Source organism: Nostoc sp. DedQUE12b, from assembly GCF_034530835.1.
In the GTDB taxonomy this organism is placed as follows: Bacteria; Cyanobacteriota; Cyanobacteriia; order Cyanobacteriales; family Nostocaceae; genus Nostoc.
Genome location: NZ_JAVRCI010000042.1, coordinates 22640 through 38748, shown reverse-complemented (window position 1 = coordinate 38748; position 16109 = coordinate 22640). Strand labels below are relative to the sequence as shown.

Sequence of the window (16109 nt, the reverse complement as noted above, 5' to 3'; positions counted from 1 at the left end):
TATACATTTTTGCAGCTTTCGCCCTCTTCTTTTCAGATTTTGTGAGAAATCCGAAAAAGCTGTCCGCACTATTGGCTTAAAAAACACTCGCACAATTTTAGGGAAGATAACCATGATCGATCTTTATTATTGGACAACCCCAAACGGTCATAAAATTACGATTTTCTTGGAAGAAGCCGGTTTGCAATATACCATAATTCCTGTGAATATTGGGGCTGGGGATCAATTTAAACCGGAATTTTTAAAGATTTCTCCTAACAATCGCATCCCCGCGCTCGTTGACCACGAACCAGCAGATGGAGGTGCGCCGATTTCGGTATTTGAGTCTGGTGCAATCTTGCTATACTTGGCAGAAAAAACCGGGAAATTAATCCCCCAAGATTTACGCGATGCCTCCGGCGGGCTACGCCAACGCACTCAAGTTTTAGAATGGTTGTTCTGGCAAATGGGAGGACTGGGGCCAATGGCGGGACAAAATCATCACTTTAGCGCCTATGCTCCTGAAAAGATTGAATATGCCATTAACCGCTATGTGAATGAGACGGGACGCTTATATGGAGTGCTGAATAAGCAACTAGCAGATAGAGAATTTGTGGCTGGTGATTATTCTATCGCCGATATTGCTGCCTATCCCTGGATTGTACCCTATGAACGCCAAAGTCAAAACCTAGAAGATTTTCCTCATCTCAAGCGCTGGTTTGAGGCAATTAAAGCCCGTCCAGCAACAATTCGTGCCTACGAGAAAGCTGAAGCATTGCAAACTCAGGCGCTCGATCCTGATAAGTCACGGGATTTGTTATTTAACCAATCGGCAAAGACTATTCAACCTTGAGCCTAATGAAATTGTCTTGTTACTGTGGCGATCGCTAAGTAAGCTCTAAAGGAGCAATTATGAGCAACAATTTCTCACTATCTTCCTTTCCTGAATTAGAAACAGAAAGGCTCCTTCTTCGTGAGACAACGTTGCAGGATACTGAGGCTATCTTTGCTGTATTCTCCGATCCAGGCGTGACTAAGTTTCACGATCTTGATACCTTCACTTCTATTAAAGAAGCGATCGCTGTAATTGAACGTAGAGCCAAGCGTTTTGAGCAAGGAGATGCTATTCGCTGGGGAATTGTCCATAAGCAAAACAACATTTTGATTGGTTCTTGTGGGTTTCGGGTAAACCCACAAGAACACTCAGCTGAAGTCGGTTATGAGCTTGCTAGTACTTTTTGGAGGCAAGGCATTATGACGGAGGCAGTGAGTACTATCTTGCAATTTGGGTTTCAAAAAATGGGTTTGCGTTTCGTTATTGCCCAAGTCATGCTGGAAAATATCGCTTCAAAAAAGCTGCTAGAAAAGTTAGGTTTTCACAGTCAGGGTGTAAAGAAACAGAATGGCTTCTTCAAAGGGCAATATCACGATCTGGAGCAATTTATGCTTAAAAATAATACCAATTTGGAAAAAGAATGCGACAAATAGGCCATCTGTAAAGACGCGATTCATAACATCTTTACCCAAGAATGTGTTGCAACCATTAATTGAATTAGTATTAGCAAGGGATACAGGATGATGTTGAGCTTAGTTTCTCCGTTTGAGGTTCCTGACTTGCGCCTGTAATTTTCCTTCTACTTGAAACGGTGGTTGATGATAGTTATTAGGTTCATATTCTGGTGTCACTTTCCAATCATATCGTTGCAGCAACATTGCCAAAAAAATCTTCATTTCCATCTTGGCAAACTCCATTCCAATGCATATATGTTCGCCTCCACCAAAACCAATTAAAGCAAAGGAGTCTTTTTTATCTTCTTCGCGGGGGGGAGCAAAGCGTTCTGGATTAAAACTTTCTGGGTTAGTATAAATCTCGCTCATGCGATGCGTTAATCCTTGAGCAACAATCACCACCCAACCGGGAGGAATGCGATAACCTGCGTATTCAATTTCTTTTACAACTCCCCGAAACAATACTACACCTGCGGGATTGTAAAGTCGTTCTATTTCTTTGAAAAAATAAGTCATTTGATTAAGTTGCTTGAGGTGTCCCAAATTCAAAGGTTCATCTTTGACAACTTCTGTAAGTTCTTGGCGGAGTTTGTCACGCCATTGTGGATGCGCAGCTAATTCAACCATTGCCCAGGTTAAGGATGTAGCAGTAGTGAAATGCGCTGCATTTAATAAGTGTATCAGTTCGTCTACGATCTGCGACTGGGCTAAACTATTTCCTTCTTCATCTGAGTCTAGCTTTAACAAGATCGTGCTGTCTCACGCAATCTTCCGAAAATTAGCGCTGGGCTGGAAATAATTAAAGGTTTGGGAAGAAATTGTTTTAGTTTGTCTGGTTGGGCAGCATTAATTCTAAAAGGTTGGTCTATTTGCATGACGACTCACACGCTTTTTTTCTAAATATAAATTAAGAGGTGTTAATTCCCATTGTCTATTTCCCAATTTATTGTGCAAAAGATGAGAAATCCTGGACGCAACCAGTTAAAATACGGTAAATCTTACGAATTACCGTTGATTTGTCCAAAACCAGGCTCAATTATTATTACTTGTTTGTATAATTGGAAACTAAAATAACTGCTTATGTCAGAACAATATCGTTTTGAAACCCTGCAAGTTCATGCTGGACAAGAGCCGGCTCCTAGAACTAATGCTCGTGCTGTACCGATTTACCAAACGACTTCCTACGTTTTTAACGACGCCGATCACGGAGCGCGGTTATTTGCTCTCCAGGAATTTGGTAACATTTACACCCGCATCATGAACCCGACAACGGATGTATTTGAAAAGCGGGTTGCTGCCTTAGAAGGAGGTATAGCAGCATTAGCAACCGCTAGTGGGCAAGCGGCGCAATTTTTGGCGATCAGTACCATCGCTCAGGCTGGGGATAATATTGTTTCCACTAATTTTCTGTATGGAGGAACATATAACCAGTTTAAAGTTTCCTTACCGCGTTTAGGTATTAAAGTCAAGTTTGTTGAGGGAGATGACCCAGAAAGTTTCCGTCAGGCGATCGACGATCGCACGAAAGCGTTATACGTTGAAACCATTGGCAATCCTCAATTCAACATTCCCGACTTTGCCGCTTTAGCTCATATTGCCCACGAAAACGGCATTCCTTTAATTGTGGATAATACCTTTGGTGCTGGTGGGTATCTAGCTCAGCCCATTGAGCATGGTGCAGACATTGTAGTAGAATCTGCAACTAAATGGATTGGCGGACATGGCACTTCCATTGGTGGCGTAATCATCGATTCGGGTAAATTTGACTGGGGTAATGGCAAATTTCCTCTATTTACTGAGCCAGCACCCGGCTATCATGGGCTAAATTTCCAAGAAGTATTTGGCCCTAATGGTTCCTTTGGTAACATTGCCTTTATTATTCGCGCGAGAGTTGAAGGGTTACGAGATTTTGGCCCGTGCTTGAGTCCATTTAACGCCTTTCTGTTACTGCAAGGATTAGAAACCCTCTCTCTACGTGTAGAGCGTCATGTGAGCAATGCCCTAGAATTGGCTCGGTGGTTAGAGCAGCAAGAGCAAGTATCTTGGGTTAATTATCCCGGACTTCCCAATCACCCATATCATGAGCGAGCGAAGAAATATCTTCGGCATGGATTTGGGGGAGTTTTAAACTTTGGCATCAAAGGTGGACTAGAGGCGGGTAGAGCTTTTATTAATCATGTGAAATTAGCGAGTCATTTAGCAAATGTTGGTGATGCGAAAACCCTCGTTATTCATCCTGCTTCTACAACCCATCAACAATTAAGCAATGACGAACAGCTTTCAGCAGGTGTGACACCCGATTTGGTACGAGTATCAGTGGGAATTGAACATATCGACGACATCAAAGAAGATTTCCAGCAGGCATTCCAGCAAGTTAGGATTTAGTTTTCAATTGGGCATTGGGCACAAGAGGCAGAGGGGCAAAGGGGATAAAACTTACTAAGTTGCATAAAAGCAGGGCTGATATTATGTCTGGTTGATTACTTATTAAACCCGAATCACCCCACCCCCACCCCCTCCCGAACAGCAGGGAGGGAAGCACAGCTTTGGCGGGGTGAGGTTCTTTTATTATGGGTAATTTGGCGGGCATGATATGAAGCCCTTACTACAAATGAATCTTTCTAGAAAAATGAATGACGATTAGCTTACAACTCCCCTGCTCCCCTGCTCCCCTGCTCCCCTGCTCCCCTGCTCCTCTGCTCCCCTGCTCCTCTGCTCTAGTTATGATCTACTCAAACTTCATCTCGCCGCAAACCCAGTTTTACCAGCTTACAGTACCATTTCAACTAGAAGGGGGCGAAACATTAATTGGGGTTCAGGTGGCCTATCGCACCTGGGGACAGTTAAATGCTCAAGGCGATAATGGGGTACTAATTTGTCATGCCTTAACTGGTTCCGCTGATGCTGATGATTGGTGGGAACCTTTATTTGGTTCAGGGAAAGCCTTCAATCCAGAACGCGACTTTATTGTATGCAGCAACATTTTGGGAAGTTGTTACGGCACAACTGGGCCAACCACTATCAACCCCATAACAGAAAAACCTTATGGCGTATGCTTTCCTAAGATTACAATCCGAGATATGATTCACCTGCAAGCTGTACTACTAGAATACCTGGGTGTTCAATCTCTGCGGTTAGTAATTGGTGGCTCACTCGGTGGAATGCAAGCACTGGAGTGGGCATTATTATATCCAGAAAAGGTAGAAGGAATTGCACCCATCGCAGTTTCTGGCAGACATTCAGCTTGGTGTATTGGATTAAGTGAAGCCCAAAGACAGGCAATTTATGCCGATCTAAACTGGCAAGGAGGGAACTACACCTTGGATGCGCCGCCGAACCAAGGACTAGCAGTAGCGCGGATGATGGCGATGTCTACTTACCGTTCTTGGGATAGTTTTACAAGCCGCTTTGGACGGCAGTATGATGCATCTGAACAGTTTGCTATAGCCAGTTACTTACAGCATCAAGGTCAAAAACTAACAGAACGATTTGATGCCAACAGTTACATTATCCTCACCCACGCAATGGATCGCCACGATATTGCACGCGATCGCACCAGTTCACATTTATCAGATTATGAATCTATTCTGCAAAGTATCCAGCAACCAACTTTAGTTGTCGCCATTGATTCTGATATCCTCTATCCTCCAGTAGAACAAAAAGAATTGGCAAATTTAATCCCTAATGCTCAACTGGCATGGCTGAATTCAACCCACGGACATGATGCATTTTTAATTGACATGGCTGCATTGAATGAACTGCTGATCTCTTTTCGGCAAACTTTAGATTTCTCAGCCTCCTAACTCAATAATCTCATTTTGTAGGGTGTGTTATCGCGTCAGCGTAACGCACCGTCAGAGATTTTCGGTGAGTTAGGAATAAATTGCATAACGCACCCTATTAAATTAAAGCTTGTGTATATGATAGAAAAAATTTATAGAGTGGCGACAGTCGCGGGAGTTGAGATTTTGCGACAGCGCCAACTAAAAGATAGTGTATCAGATTTGCGGTGGGTATCTGTGGAAACCTTCCAGCTTGGTTGTTGAGCGACTTGCCCTGAATTGTGCCGAGCAAAGCCGAGGTAGCGTAGTCGTACCACTTGCCTACGGCACGCTGCGCGAACGTGGAAGCAAGCTAGCGTCGTAGGGAAGGGAGTCGAAACATCTTTGTAAAAATTCTTTTAATCAGCCCTAGTCAACAGAAGTGGCAAAATATGGGTATTAAGATTAAAACAATTATCGGTAAGTATCACCCAATCTACAGGTTTTTTAGATGATGAAACAGAGATGGGCAAGCATATACAAATGCACTCAGCTACTTTGGAGTGTTTTGTTAGTGTTGGTAATTTGGAATCTACCCCAATACGCTCTGGCAGATGTCAATCCACAGGAGATAAATGCAATTATTCGCACACGGGATATTGCGCTGCAAGCCCTAAACACTCGTGATTTTGCCAAAATACAACCTTACTTGCACCCAAATTTCACAATCACAACAGTTGATAACCAGATTTTTCACAAAGTTCCTGAGTTTGAAAAGTACTGGAATCAGCAGTTTTCCAGTTCTATTAAAGATATCAAAATGCAATTAAAGGGAGATACTCTCAGAACATTTCTCACTCCAGAAATAGATATTGCCTCTGGAGAAGCGATCGCATCTTTTTCTTTCAAAGATGGCAAAGCGGCTGATATGGCGTTACGATGGACAGCCGTGCTGCAAAAGCTCCAAGATAAATGGACGATTCAATCGCTGCATTTCTCCTCCAATCTGTTGAATAACCCAGTGTTGAATGCTGCCCAACAAGCGGGACGAATTCTAGCAATTGCAGCAGGAGTCGGCGGTTTCCTTTTAGGAGCAGTGACGATGTTACTATTACGTCGCCGGACTAAGCCACGAACCGAAAGGATATAACCAATAAAGTGGGAAGAAGTACTTATCAGCTTAGTAAAAATATTAGCTTTCATCGCCGTCTCAAAGCAACCATAGTAGTTTTATTAGTTTGGTGTAGCGTGAGTTTGCTGCACTGGCTACCAGAAACACAATGGTTGATGCTGGTATTAACGGCAATCCTGACTGTGCAAACGTTAAGGATGCTGCTATCAAAACCAGTGGCGGCGGTGATGGAGAGTGAGATTAATTCACCGCCAGTTTCGATTTTAGTTCCGGCTAAAAATGAAAGTTCAGTCTTGGCTAATTTAGTTTACAGCTTATGCCAATTGAATTATCCTAGCGATTCCCTAGATATCTGGATTGTTGATGATGGTAGTACCGATGAAACTCCCCAGATATTGAGAGAATTACAAACTCAATTTCCATCTTTACAAGTTCATCGACGGGAATCAAAAGGTGGTAAATCAGGGGCTTTGAATGCGGTGTTTCCCTTTACCCAAGGGGAGATTATCCTAGTCTGCGATGCGGATGCTCAATTACCTACCAATTTTCTCCAGCAAACAGTACCTTTGTTTCAGAAGCAAGCGATCGGTGCAGTGCAAGTGCGAAAAGCGATTTCTAATGCTAATACCAATTTCTTAACCCGTTGTCAGCAGATGGAAATGTGCTGTGATAGCTTTTTACAAACTCATCGCATTGCTATCGGTGGAATGTCTGAACTGCGCGGTAATGGGATGTTAATTCGTCGGGAATTATTAGAAAAGTGTCAAGGTTGGAATGAGAACACTGTCACCGATGATTTGGATCTTTGCTTCAAACTCTATTTAGCAGATGCGGAAATTGAGTTTTTGACAGTTCCATCAATTCAGGAAGAAGGTGTAACTACTTGGAAAAAACTTTGGTATCAACGCTGTCGTTGGGCTGAAGGTGGTTATCAGCGTTACCTAGATTATTTTCCGCAAATTCTGACTTTAGGTTGGGCGAAAGAAATTGATTTACTACTATTTTTTCTATTGCAATTTCTGCTACCAATTGGACTAATTCCTGATTTACTTTGGACAATATTTTATAGTCATCATCCCGTTCTATTTCCACTGCAAACACTACTCAGTATCATTCTGACAATTGCCTTTATTGCTGGACTTTACCAATTTCAAAATTTACGAAGATGGTCTTTGATTTGGGCAACAATTCAAGGGTCATTATACATGGTGCATTGGATTCCTGTGATGATTATGACTACTTTCAAAATGTGTGTTCAAAGGGAGCGATCGCGCTGGGTTAAAACTGAGCATCGTGGTCGAATTACTTAGGTAAAGTTGCAGTATATTCTATAATTAGGTAGTAAAGTCTTTAACCAGTAAGCTTTTAAAGTAAAAAATCTCCGAATTCAATTTATAGCAAATGGTGTCAGCGATTCTTCATTTTTAGAAAGTAGGGAAGCAATACTACTGTTCCACTGGTGGCTAGTATTCAGAAAACCGTTGGATATGGAGGCATAATTAAAAGGCGATCTTTCGGATGCGTTTTCACACAGAGGGAAAAATATTATTTATTACTTTTACTCGTGTTGTAGATAAAATCGTTCAACTAGATCGACAATTAAATCACATGGATCTTCTCCTCTTTCCTTAATGAAGAGCATTTCCTTCAAATGCTCCTTCGTCATGAAGAGAATGACTCTGCGACGGCGACTGTAAATATTATTTCACTGGATATGAGCGCCATCGTTAGGAAGTTTGTTGCACACCATTATTGCAAGCTTACCCATAGGCTCTGTCAAGTAATTATCAGTTTGAATTACTTCCTCATGTCCAATATCTGTTGCATCATAATTTTTGAACTCAAATAGCACCAATCTTGCTTCCAGTTCACGAAGAAGCAAGCCCCAACTGTGTTTTTCATCAAAATTTCGATTTGGAAATACTGCATCGCGTCGATTTGTACCAGAGTATGTTCGTGGCTGAATAATTGGTCTTACCAACGGCGGGACAAATAAAAATTCAAGAATTTCTACACACATATCTTCAAATTCTCGCCAACCTTTCTGACCAGCAGGACAGTTATCAAGCCGATTGATAAAACCAGTAATTCCGCTCATTAAGCGTGACCTACACTGGCAGTAAAGTACTTGGAAACTAGATCGGTGTTTTGAAGGAGAAGCCGCTTTAACTCTGTTCCATCAACAACACGGATTGGGATACCAGTTAATTTTGGAGCATCGCTTACCCAATCAAGAGCAACAGATGTAAGATTTCCGTTTGTAACAAGCAGTGCCTTATCAATCTTTGGATCGTTCTTTACATAACCGATCAATTGCTTGAGTGTTCGCAAGTCAGCACGGGAATCACGGTAAAATTTTGTTTCAACTGCATATACCTCCCGATTTTCAGCACCAAAAGGATCTTTATGTCGGAATTCAACAATAGCATCAATACCTGAATCACTTTGTTTGCTCTCCGATTGCAGATTGATAAAACCTAGTTTCTGAAGAAGATCCGTAACCAGTTGTTCAAAGGTGTGTGGAGACAATTTCTCAAAATCAATCTCCACAGTAGAGCTAAGTGCGTTAACGAGCTTTTCTAAATTTTCCTCTATTCCACTTCTCATATCAAAAAACTGATATGTAGCAAATGATGATGGAATCTCACAATTCTCTAAAAGAACAGGTAAGAATGTGATATTTCGGTTTTGCAACTCTTTCAGTACAGCTTCAGTTTCTTTGCTTACCCAATGGGAGTTTACCAAATGTTTGGACAAGAGAAGCAGAAAATAGGCACTTGCTGAAACTGCGGAGCGAATAGATTCAGTCCAATGCGTTCCTGGATAGAGTTCATAATCATCTAACCATACATTGATATTCCGCGATCGCAGACCTTCCATAATTACTCGTGCAACTGCTTTATCGGCACTTGCATAACTTACGAAAACTTGTGGTCTTGTCTCCAAGTTATAAATATTGCTCATCTTCCAGTTTTTTGGCTCAGAAGCAGAAGAAAACTACTCATACTACTAACATAACTTATAGGTGTTAGACCTCTCTATTAGCAAAGAATCCGCTCTTGCTCTTTGACCGTTAAAATCCATTCTTCTATAAAGTTTCGCTTAGATTCGATATGTATGAAAGATTTCTCTTCATCGGTTAATAATTTTCCGTGTCTCCACCGCAAACGAATGTAATTTCGTATTGAAAGTGATAAGTACAATACACAGGCTCGTGTTGACAGCGACAAAAGATGCTGTTTATTAAGTGGATTATTTGAGCCTCCACCAGTAACGTTCTGAATTCCTAGAGGAAAGGAATGGGTGCTTGTTGAGAATAATCTATAGAGTGCTGACTGTGCTTCTACACCGATTGAGTCATTGCTTATTTCGCTTAGATTACGGAGAAATGCTTTGTCACCTTTCAACAATCTCTGCTTTAGTTTGTTATCAAGATTTTGATAAAAATTAGATTGCGTTAAATATAATGAAGTACATTGTTTTATCCATTTATAGAAAGAAGATGTACTATTGTCTGAATCAAAACCCAACAATTCTATTATCTTAAGCATGTCACATGATTGATGATGCGACAAAAGATGGATACGAAATTCAAACTCTTCTTCAGATAGTTTATCAATGCAGATGTACTTAAAGACAGAGAACGCCTCCATTACGTCTCTAGTCAAACTAGCAATAGATGAAACATCTATATCTATCCATCTTTCGTTACTAGCCTCTAAATTCGGTAAGAGACGTATAACACTTCCAGTATGTTGAACTATTTTTGTAAATAACATTTCACCATAATAGGTGCGGTTTGTAGTGCAATTTATTCCTGTTTCCAAAATAGAAATTTTGTATCCAATCTCGTATACATTGTGTAGTTTTTCAATAATCGAATATAACCGAGTCATTTTAGTAAGTTTTTAGATGTAGATGGGTTGCGCGATTGTAACACAAGCTATTGCTGCACTAGGCAACAGTTTGAAGCTTACACCTTGGTTGCACAGGATACTTTAAGCTTTGCCATTATACTATTGAGCAATCGGGGTTCAGGAGGTTATCGGTATGTTGACAATATTCAATCACAAGCGATCACCATTTACAATAAATTCCCAGCCTATAATTATTTTAAACAGATCCAATAACAACCAAAAGGCAACAAAGAATCATGTTGGATTTGCTGATTCAAAACGGATTAATTTTTGATGGTTTAGGATCTGCACCTGTTCGCGGCGATGTTGGGATTGAAAATGGACAGATTGTGGAAATTGCTCCATCTTTATCTGTTGAAGCTGCTGAAATAGTTGATGCTTCTGGGTTATGGGTGACACCTGGATTTATCGATATTCACACCCACTACGATTTAGAGTTAGAAATCGCACCAGGATTGAGCGAATCAGTGCGTCATGGTGTTACTAGCGTGGTTATTGGTAACTGTAGCTTGTCTGTTGCGATCGCCCAACCCCAAATCTTGGCTGATATTTTTCAGAGAGTAGAGACACTTTCCCATCGGCTGATTGCAAAATGGCTACAAAAGTCGGTTTCCTGGCAAACACCAGCAGAATATTTACAGCATTTGCAACAGTTATCCCTTGGCCCCAATATTGCCCCAATGTTTGGACACAGTGCTTTACGCGCTTATGTGATGGGATTAGAACGCAGTTTAACAGTTCAGCCGACAAAATTTGAACTAAAACTTATGCAGCGCATAGCCAGAGATGCAATAGATGCTGGCTTTATTGGCATTTCTATTGATATGTTTCCTTGGCATCGGATGAGTGGAGAATGGCAAGGCTGTACAATTCCCTCTCAACACGCCAAATTTAAAGAATATGCAATGTTGGCGGATTTGTGTCGGCATAGCCAACGTGTTTTTCAAGTCACACCCAATTTACAACGACTCGCTTCCTTTGTGGATATTCTGCGTATGGGTTCAGGGATTGGACAAAAACCACTGCGGCTAACTGTCCTCTCAGCCTTAGATGCCGTACACGATCGCAAACTATGGCGAATATTTTCCCCCCTACTTTTTATTTGGAATCGGCTTCTAAATGGTAATGTGCGCTTTCAAACCCTAACTGAACCTTTCACCATTTACTCTGATGGATCTGTAACTCCCTTATTTGAAGAATTCTCCACAGGCGCACAACTCAATGGCTGTCAGTCACGAGAAGAAAGACAACAACTATGGGCATCGGAAATATTTCGTCGTCAGTTTCGCCAAGAATGGCTGAGTAAACGGCGTAAATCATTCCATCGTCAGTTAGATTTGATGGAAGTTATTCACTGTCCCGAAGCAAGTTGGCAAGGGTTAAGTTTTGCCCAAATTGCTCGTCAAAACCAACAAGAACCAGTGGATTTATTTATCCACGCATTACAAAAATACGATACAGATTTGCGCTGGGTGGCGACAGGAGCGAACGATCGCCTAAAACCCCGTTTAGCGATGATGCAGAATCCTCATATTTTGCCTGGTTTTACCGATGCTGGCGCTCACGTCCGTAACCTGGGCTACTATGATGGAGCTTTATCTTTACTCAAACAAGCAGTTGCAACGAAGTTTCTTTCACCGGAAGCTGCAATTTGCCGCGTTACCGGAGAACCTGCTGGTTGGTTCCGTCTTGATACGGGAGTTATCAAACTTGGTGCGAAAGCAGATATAGTTTTACTCGATGCCAATGCTTTAAATCAGCCAATTAGCCCGCAAGTGCAGATATCAGATCCCGTTTTAGATGGTGAACTTCGGATGGTTAAGCGTGGTTCAGATGAGATTGTGCAAGGGGTTTATGTTAATGGGGTTCGGGTTGTTTGTCGGGGGAAAGTGAGCGATCGTTTGGGGCGTGAAAAATTGGGAACTGTTTTGTTTCCTTGTTAGTTCTACTTCAGGTATTGCTACTCCTATCTATTTATCATCCTAGATAGCAGTTGAGTTAAGATTGCGAGAAAGTTTATAACACTGTGATGACCAAGTTACCAAAAGGTACAAAGTCTCAGAGAATCGGCCAAAGTGCGGCGGACTTCCTCAAATCAGTTTTTACTAAATTTTGCATTGTTATTCCTGTTCCTCAAGAACTGGATATTGGCATTGATTTTATCTGTGAAATTACGCAGGGAGAGTACCCAACTGGAAAGTTATTTAACATTCAATGTAAAGGTACAGAAGAAGTTGAAGTAAAAGGCGATTCAATTACAGTTCCTATTGCAGTAACGACTCTTAATTATTGGTTGCTTCAGAAAAATCCCACATTCTTAATTATTGTTGACTGCCAAAATTACATTTTTTATTGGTCTTTTCCAAAAAACTTTCTTAGTTCATTTAATAAAAACTGGCAAAAACAAAAAAAGGTATCGATCCCAGTTTCTATTCAAAACTGTTTTGAGCAAGATATAAACTCTTTACCACCTCAATTAGTTTCAATAGTTAATTCACAGGCTTCTGTTACTCCTCAACATGGCAATTATCTTGGAACGTTGATTCTTGCAGATGCTATAGAGAGAGCTATTAATTCTGGATTAGATATAGTGATTGCACCCTTCCATCGTCCTTTCCAGTATATTGGAATGTCTATCACAGAAGCTGCAAAAGCGGTTGGGGGGAAGCCTAATGAAGTGGGTAACATTATCATTGACTCTGAGCAATCGCACATGGTACTAGAGGCAGAAGGAAACTTTATCAGCTATGTGGATGTTGAAATCAAAAAGACTGCGCCCTGGAGTCAAAGTCGCCCGTTCGATTCTGAGCAAATCTTGGGTGTACTTAGTATTAATCCGTCCGAGTTAGAACTAGTCCGCAAACAGACGCACTTTCACACCTATTATGACCACAAGAGGAAGTTAAAAGTCAGCATATCTTGCCAGTATGAGGGCGCACCTTTGTCAGTAGGATTCAGTAGTAAGTATTATGGAATGTAAGGTGTGGAATCTGGTCAAGTGCGATCGCTTTTCCCATACGCTACCTACGTTAACGAAAATATAACGCACCATTTTTATGAGAGTAATACCTACAGCAGGTGGAGCGATCGTTTTATTCAGGACAGTTATGACTTTGCTATATTAGATAGTGTCTAACCAATAATCACTCCTAAATAACTTGTAAAATTTAAACAGCAAAAAATCCCTACATTACTTATGAGTGAAAAACTTCAGACCGAAAAAGACAAGCTACAGGCAAGCATTAGTATAAAGATAAATCAAGAAACAGAAAATGAAAAAGTTTTATGTTCTCATTGTCAGCGTACTGCTACGAACGGTATTAAATGTAAAGGAATTTGTGTGACTGACAATGACTATTAAGGTAGAAATTATATTGATTCTTCATCTACTCTCTTATGATTAATATCAATTTTAATCTTAAACAAAAGGAGAGAAATGGAATTAATAATCAAATTATAGATCATCCTTTCACAGACTATTGGGATATTTTTGTTCTCAAACATCAACATCCAATTAATATTACTCTACACGTTCTGGGAATATTCTTTTTTTACGGTTTACTCTTTTATACTTGGAAGTCGCAAAATTTTTGGTTGCTCTTGGGCTTACCGTTAACTCAATTGCTTGGATTAACTGGGCATTTTATATTTGAGCGTAGCCATATTGATTTACAAGATGCTGTATTTTCTTGGCGGGCTTCTTATTGTTTAGGTAAAATGTTATTTAGAATTTTGACGGGTAAATATCGAGATGATATTCGCCAACGACAAGAAATATTAAATAATTATCTATCAAACAATTATGCAAATATTCAATAATTGGAATGTAATTGCTCAAGGCTGGTATATTGCCTGTCCTAGTCATGAAATCCCTAAAAAAACAGCAAAATCTGTAGAGGTATGCGGTCATAAAATTGCCATTTTTAGAGGTGAAGATGGGCAAGTACGGGCTTTGGATGCTTACTGCCCTCATTTGGGCACAGATTTAGGAATTGGGAAGGTTGATGGTAATTGGATTCGTTGTACATTTCATCATTGGGCATTTGATGAAACAGGAATTTGTCAAAATATTCCCTGTCAATCAGAAATTCCTACTCAAGCTAAGTTACAAGCTTATGCAACAGAGGAAAAGTATGGATTTATCTGGATTTATCCTGATACTGAAGCACCAGAGAGAGTGGCTGATTTTGATGACTTGAAGGGAAAAGAAATAGTTACACAAGCTGATATTGCATTTGAAAGAAGGTGCCATCATCATATTTGTATGATGAATGGGATTGATGCTCAACATTTAAAAACAATTCATCATTTAGACATCAAAATGGATCTATCGCTACATTGCAGCGAATCAGGAACGCAAATTGACTTTACAATGCGGGGACAATTCCCTCAAACTACTTGGAGAGAAAAGTTAGGTCAAAGATTTCTGGGTTCTACATATCAGTATTCAATGCGTTATGCTCACGGTTGCATTGGCTTGTTAACAATGATGAAAGATGTTAGGCTTTTTCCGCCACTGTATATGATATATGCTTATACTCCAATTGCACTTGGAAGAACTATAATTCAACCGATTTATGTAACTGAAAAACGTCAAGGTATTGTGGGATATCTGCTAAGTCAGTTTTTGCTATTCTGTACTCGCTTGGCTTACTATATGCTTAGAGATGAAGATGGCAAAATTTACGATAATATTTGCTTTAATCCAAATTTACTCCTTAGTATCGATCGGCCGTTAGCTGAATATATGAAGTATGTGAATCAGCTAAAACCGTCTCGATGGTCAAAAAATAGGGGTGTAGAATAGTAGGTTGGATTAGCGATCGCATAACCCAACAAAAGTTTTGGTAATGTTGCGTTTTGTTTCCCAATCTAAATACATCTTAATTATTTTGTAGAGTAGGCGATTTCCATCAACCCTTATTGAGAAGGTGCAAGATGTGAATACGGAATTGTAGCGTAAATAACCATTCTGGAATCTGTCACATTACACCGTAAATTTACCATAATGGTCGATAAAGTTTTAATTAAATATAATACAAATCGAGTTTAGGTAATTTCCGCGCAATGAAGAGTTTGCTGATTCCTGTTGAAAATTTGCAACAAAGCGATCGCACCGCCATGTATGCGTTGCTGCAAAATCACTTTCAAGGTATAACCTGGGATGGGTTTGAAATTGATCTAGAGCGCAAAAACTGGGTTTTGTTGTTGAGAGATGAAACATCCAATACACTCAAAGGATTTTCAACTTTGATGTTATGCCAAAAGACTTTTTTGGGAGAAAAAATTAGTGTGGTATATTCCGGCGACACTATCGTTGATCCTAGTGCTTGGTCGAGTACAACACTACCACGTAGTTGGATTGCCGCCATCAATTTTCTTCGTCAAAATTATGCAGAAAATAAACTTTACTGGCTGCTAATTTGCTCTGGTTTTCGCACTTATCGTTTTCTCCCTACTTTTTGGCAAGATTTCTACCCACGTTATGATATTACAACACCTGCTGATCTTAAGCATCTAATGGGTAATTTGGCACAGGAATATTATGGTAGCTTATATCAAGAAGCAACTGGTATTGTCCGGTTTCCGCATCCCCAAATTTTACGGGAAGGGCTGATTGAAATTCCATCAGGACGACAAACTAATCCTCATATCCAGTTTTTCGAGGAAAAAAATCCTGGCTATCGGTTAGGTGATGAATTGGTTTGTTTAACTGAAATTAATTATGACAATCTCACCCGTTCTGGACAACGGATGTGGAAGTCAGAATCATCATTAAAATTTGTGCAAGATTGTGTTCTTGTTTAACTT

17 protein-coding genes are annotated in these 16109 nt (G+C 40.3%); 13 read left to right on the top strand and 4 right to left on the bottom strand.

Translation table 11 applies throughout. From position 1 onward, the window contains the following. The first annotated feature begins 112 nt into the window (after positions 1-112). Positions 113-832, top strand: coding sequence for a glutathione binding-like protein (locus RMY16_RS20085; RefSeq protein WP_322737887.1), 720 nt, complete (start codon positions 113-115; stop codon positions 830-832). A 59-nt stretch (positions 833-891) separates the two neighbouring features. Then, positions 892-1467: a GNAT family protein gene (locus RMY16_RS20080; protein WP_322737886.1), complete on the top strand. Its 576-nt coding sequence runs from the start codon at positions 892-894 to the stop codon at positions 1465-1467. A gap of 99 nt (positions 1468-1566) precedes the next feature. Here the strand turns inward: RMY16_RS20080 and RMY16_RS20075 are convergent, their stop codons facing one another. Continuing rightward, complete coding sequence (locus tag RMY16_RS20075) at positions 1567-2235, bottom strand: cytochrome P450 (RefSeq protein ID WP_322737885.1); 669 nt, start codon at positions 2233-2235, stop codon at positions 1567-1569. 333 nt (positions 2236-2568) lie between these two features. Between RMY16_RS20075 and RMY16_RS20070 the strand changes: the two genes are divergently transcribed. The 5 genes from RMY16_RS20070 to RMY16_RS20050 all read left to right on the top strand — a co-directional run bounded on the left by RMY16_RS20070 (position 2569) and on the right by RMY16_RS20050 (position 7691). After that, entirely contained in the window at positions 2569-3873 is a 1305-nt protein-coding gene (locus RMY16_RS20070) for an O-acetylhomoserine aminocarboxypropyltransferase/cysteine synthase (RefSeq protein WP_322737884.1), read from the top strand. Between the two features lie 338 nt (positions 3874-4211). Beyond that, positions 4212-5291: a homoserine O-acetyltransferase MetX gene (gene metX, locus RMY16_RS20065; RefSeq protein WP_322737883.1), complete on the top strand. Its 1080-nt coding sequence runs from the start codon at positions 4212-4214 to the stop codon at positions 5289-5291. Between the two features lie 190 nt (positions 5292-5481). Further along, complete coding sequence (locus tag RMY16_RS20060; RefSeq protein WP_322737882.1) at positions 5482-5634, top strand: hypothetical protein; 153 nt, start codon at positions 5482-5484, stop codon at positions 5632-5634. A 126-nt stretch (positions 5635-5760) separates the two neighbouring features. Continuing rightward, positions 5761-6399 (top strand): YybH family protein, encoded by a 639-nt coding sequence (locus RMY16_RS20055; RefSeq protein ID WP_322737881.1) that lies wholly within the window; start codon positions 5761-5763, stop codon positions 6397-6399. A gap of 8 nt (positions 6400-6407) precedes the next feature. Then, the gene (locus RMY16_RS20050; RefSeq protein ID WP_322737880.1) at positions 6408-7691 is read left to right on the top strand and encodes a glycosyltransferase; all 1284 of its coding nucleotides are present in this window, start codon (positions 6408-6410) and stop codon (positions 7689-7691) included. Positions 7692-8086: 395 nt separating this feature from the next. On the opposite strand, the gene RMY16_RS20045 is transcribed toward RMY16_RS20050, so the two are convergent. The 3 genes from RMY16_RS20045 to RMY16_RS20035 form a co-directional block, all read right to left on the bottom strand. Further along, positions 8087-8479, bottom strand: a complete 393-nt coding sequence (locus tag RMY16_RS20045; RefSeq protein WP_322737879.1) for a hypothetical protein — start codon at positions 8477-8479, stop codon at positions 8087-8089. Then, entirely contained in the window at positions 8479-9345 is an 867-nt protein-coding gene (locus RMY16_RS20040; RefSeq protein ID WP_322737878.1) for a TIR domain-containing protein, read from the bottom strand. The genes RMY16_RS20045 and RMY16_RS20040 overlap by 1 nt, the downstream gene beginning before the upstream one ends. Before the next feature lie 77 nt (positions 9346-9422). After that, complete coding sequence (locus tag RMY16_RS20035; RefSeq protein WP_322737877.1) at positions 9423-10277, bottom strand: DUF5677 domain-containing protein; 855 nt, start codon at positions 10275-10277, stop codon at positions 9423-9425. A gap of 257 nt (positions 10278-10534) precedes the next feature. Between RMY16_RS20035 and RMY16_RS20030 the strand changes: the two genes are divergently transcribed. From RMY16_RS20030 to RMY16_RS20005, 6 genes are all read left to right on the top strand, one after another. Then, entirely contained in the window at positions 10535-12241 is a 1707-nt protein-coding gene (locus RMY16_RS20030) for a D-aminoacylase (RefSeq protein WP_322737876.1), read from the top strand. An 86-nt stretch (positions 12242-12327) separates the two neighbouring features. Beyond that, positions 12328-13278: a DUF4365 domain-containing protein gene (locus tag RMY16_RS20025; protein ID WP_322737903.1), complete on the top strand. Its 951-nt coding sequence runs from the start codon at positions 12328-12330 to the stop codon at positions 13276-13278. 3 nt (positions 13279-13281) lie between these two features. Continuing rightward, the gene (locus RMY16_RS20020; RefSeq protein WP_322737875.1) at positions 13282-13434 is read left to right on the top strand and encodes a hypothetical protein; all 153 of its coding nucleotides are present in this window, start codon (positions 13282-13284) and stop codon (positions 13432-13434) included. Between the two features lie 260 nt (positions 13435-13694). Continuing rightward, on the top strand, positions 13695-14117 hold the full coding sequence (locus tag RMY16_RS20015; RefSeq protein WP_322737874.1) for an Mpo1-like protein: 423 nt from the start codon (positions 13695-13697) through the stop codon (positions 14115-14117). Further along, positions 14101-15105 carry an aromatic ring-hydroxylating dioxygenase subunit alpha gene (locus RMY16_RS20010; RefSeq protein WP_322737873.1) on the top strand — a complete coding sequence of 335 codons (1005 nt, stop codon included), beginning with the start codon at positions 14101-14103 and terminating at the stop codon, positions 15103-15105. Before RMY16_RS20015 ends, RMY16_RS20010 begins: the two co-directional genes overlap by 17 nt. A 260-nt stretch (positions 15106-15365) precedes the next feature. Beyond that, a complete protein-coding gene (locus RMY16_RS20005; protein WP_322737872.1) occupies positions 15366-16106 on the top strand; it encodes a hypothetical protein in 741 nt (246 codons plus the stop codon). The last annotated feature ends 3 nt before the right edge of the window (positions 16107-16109 follow it).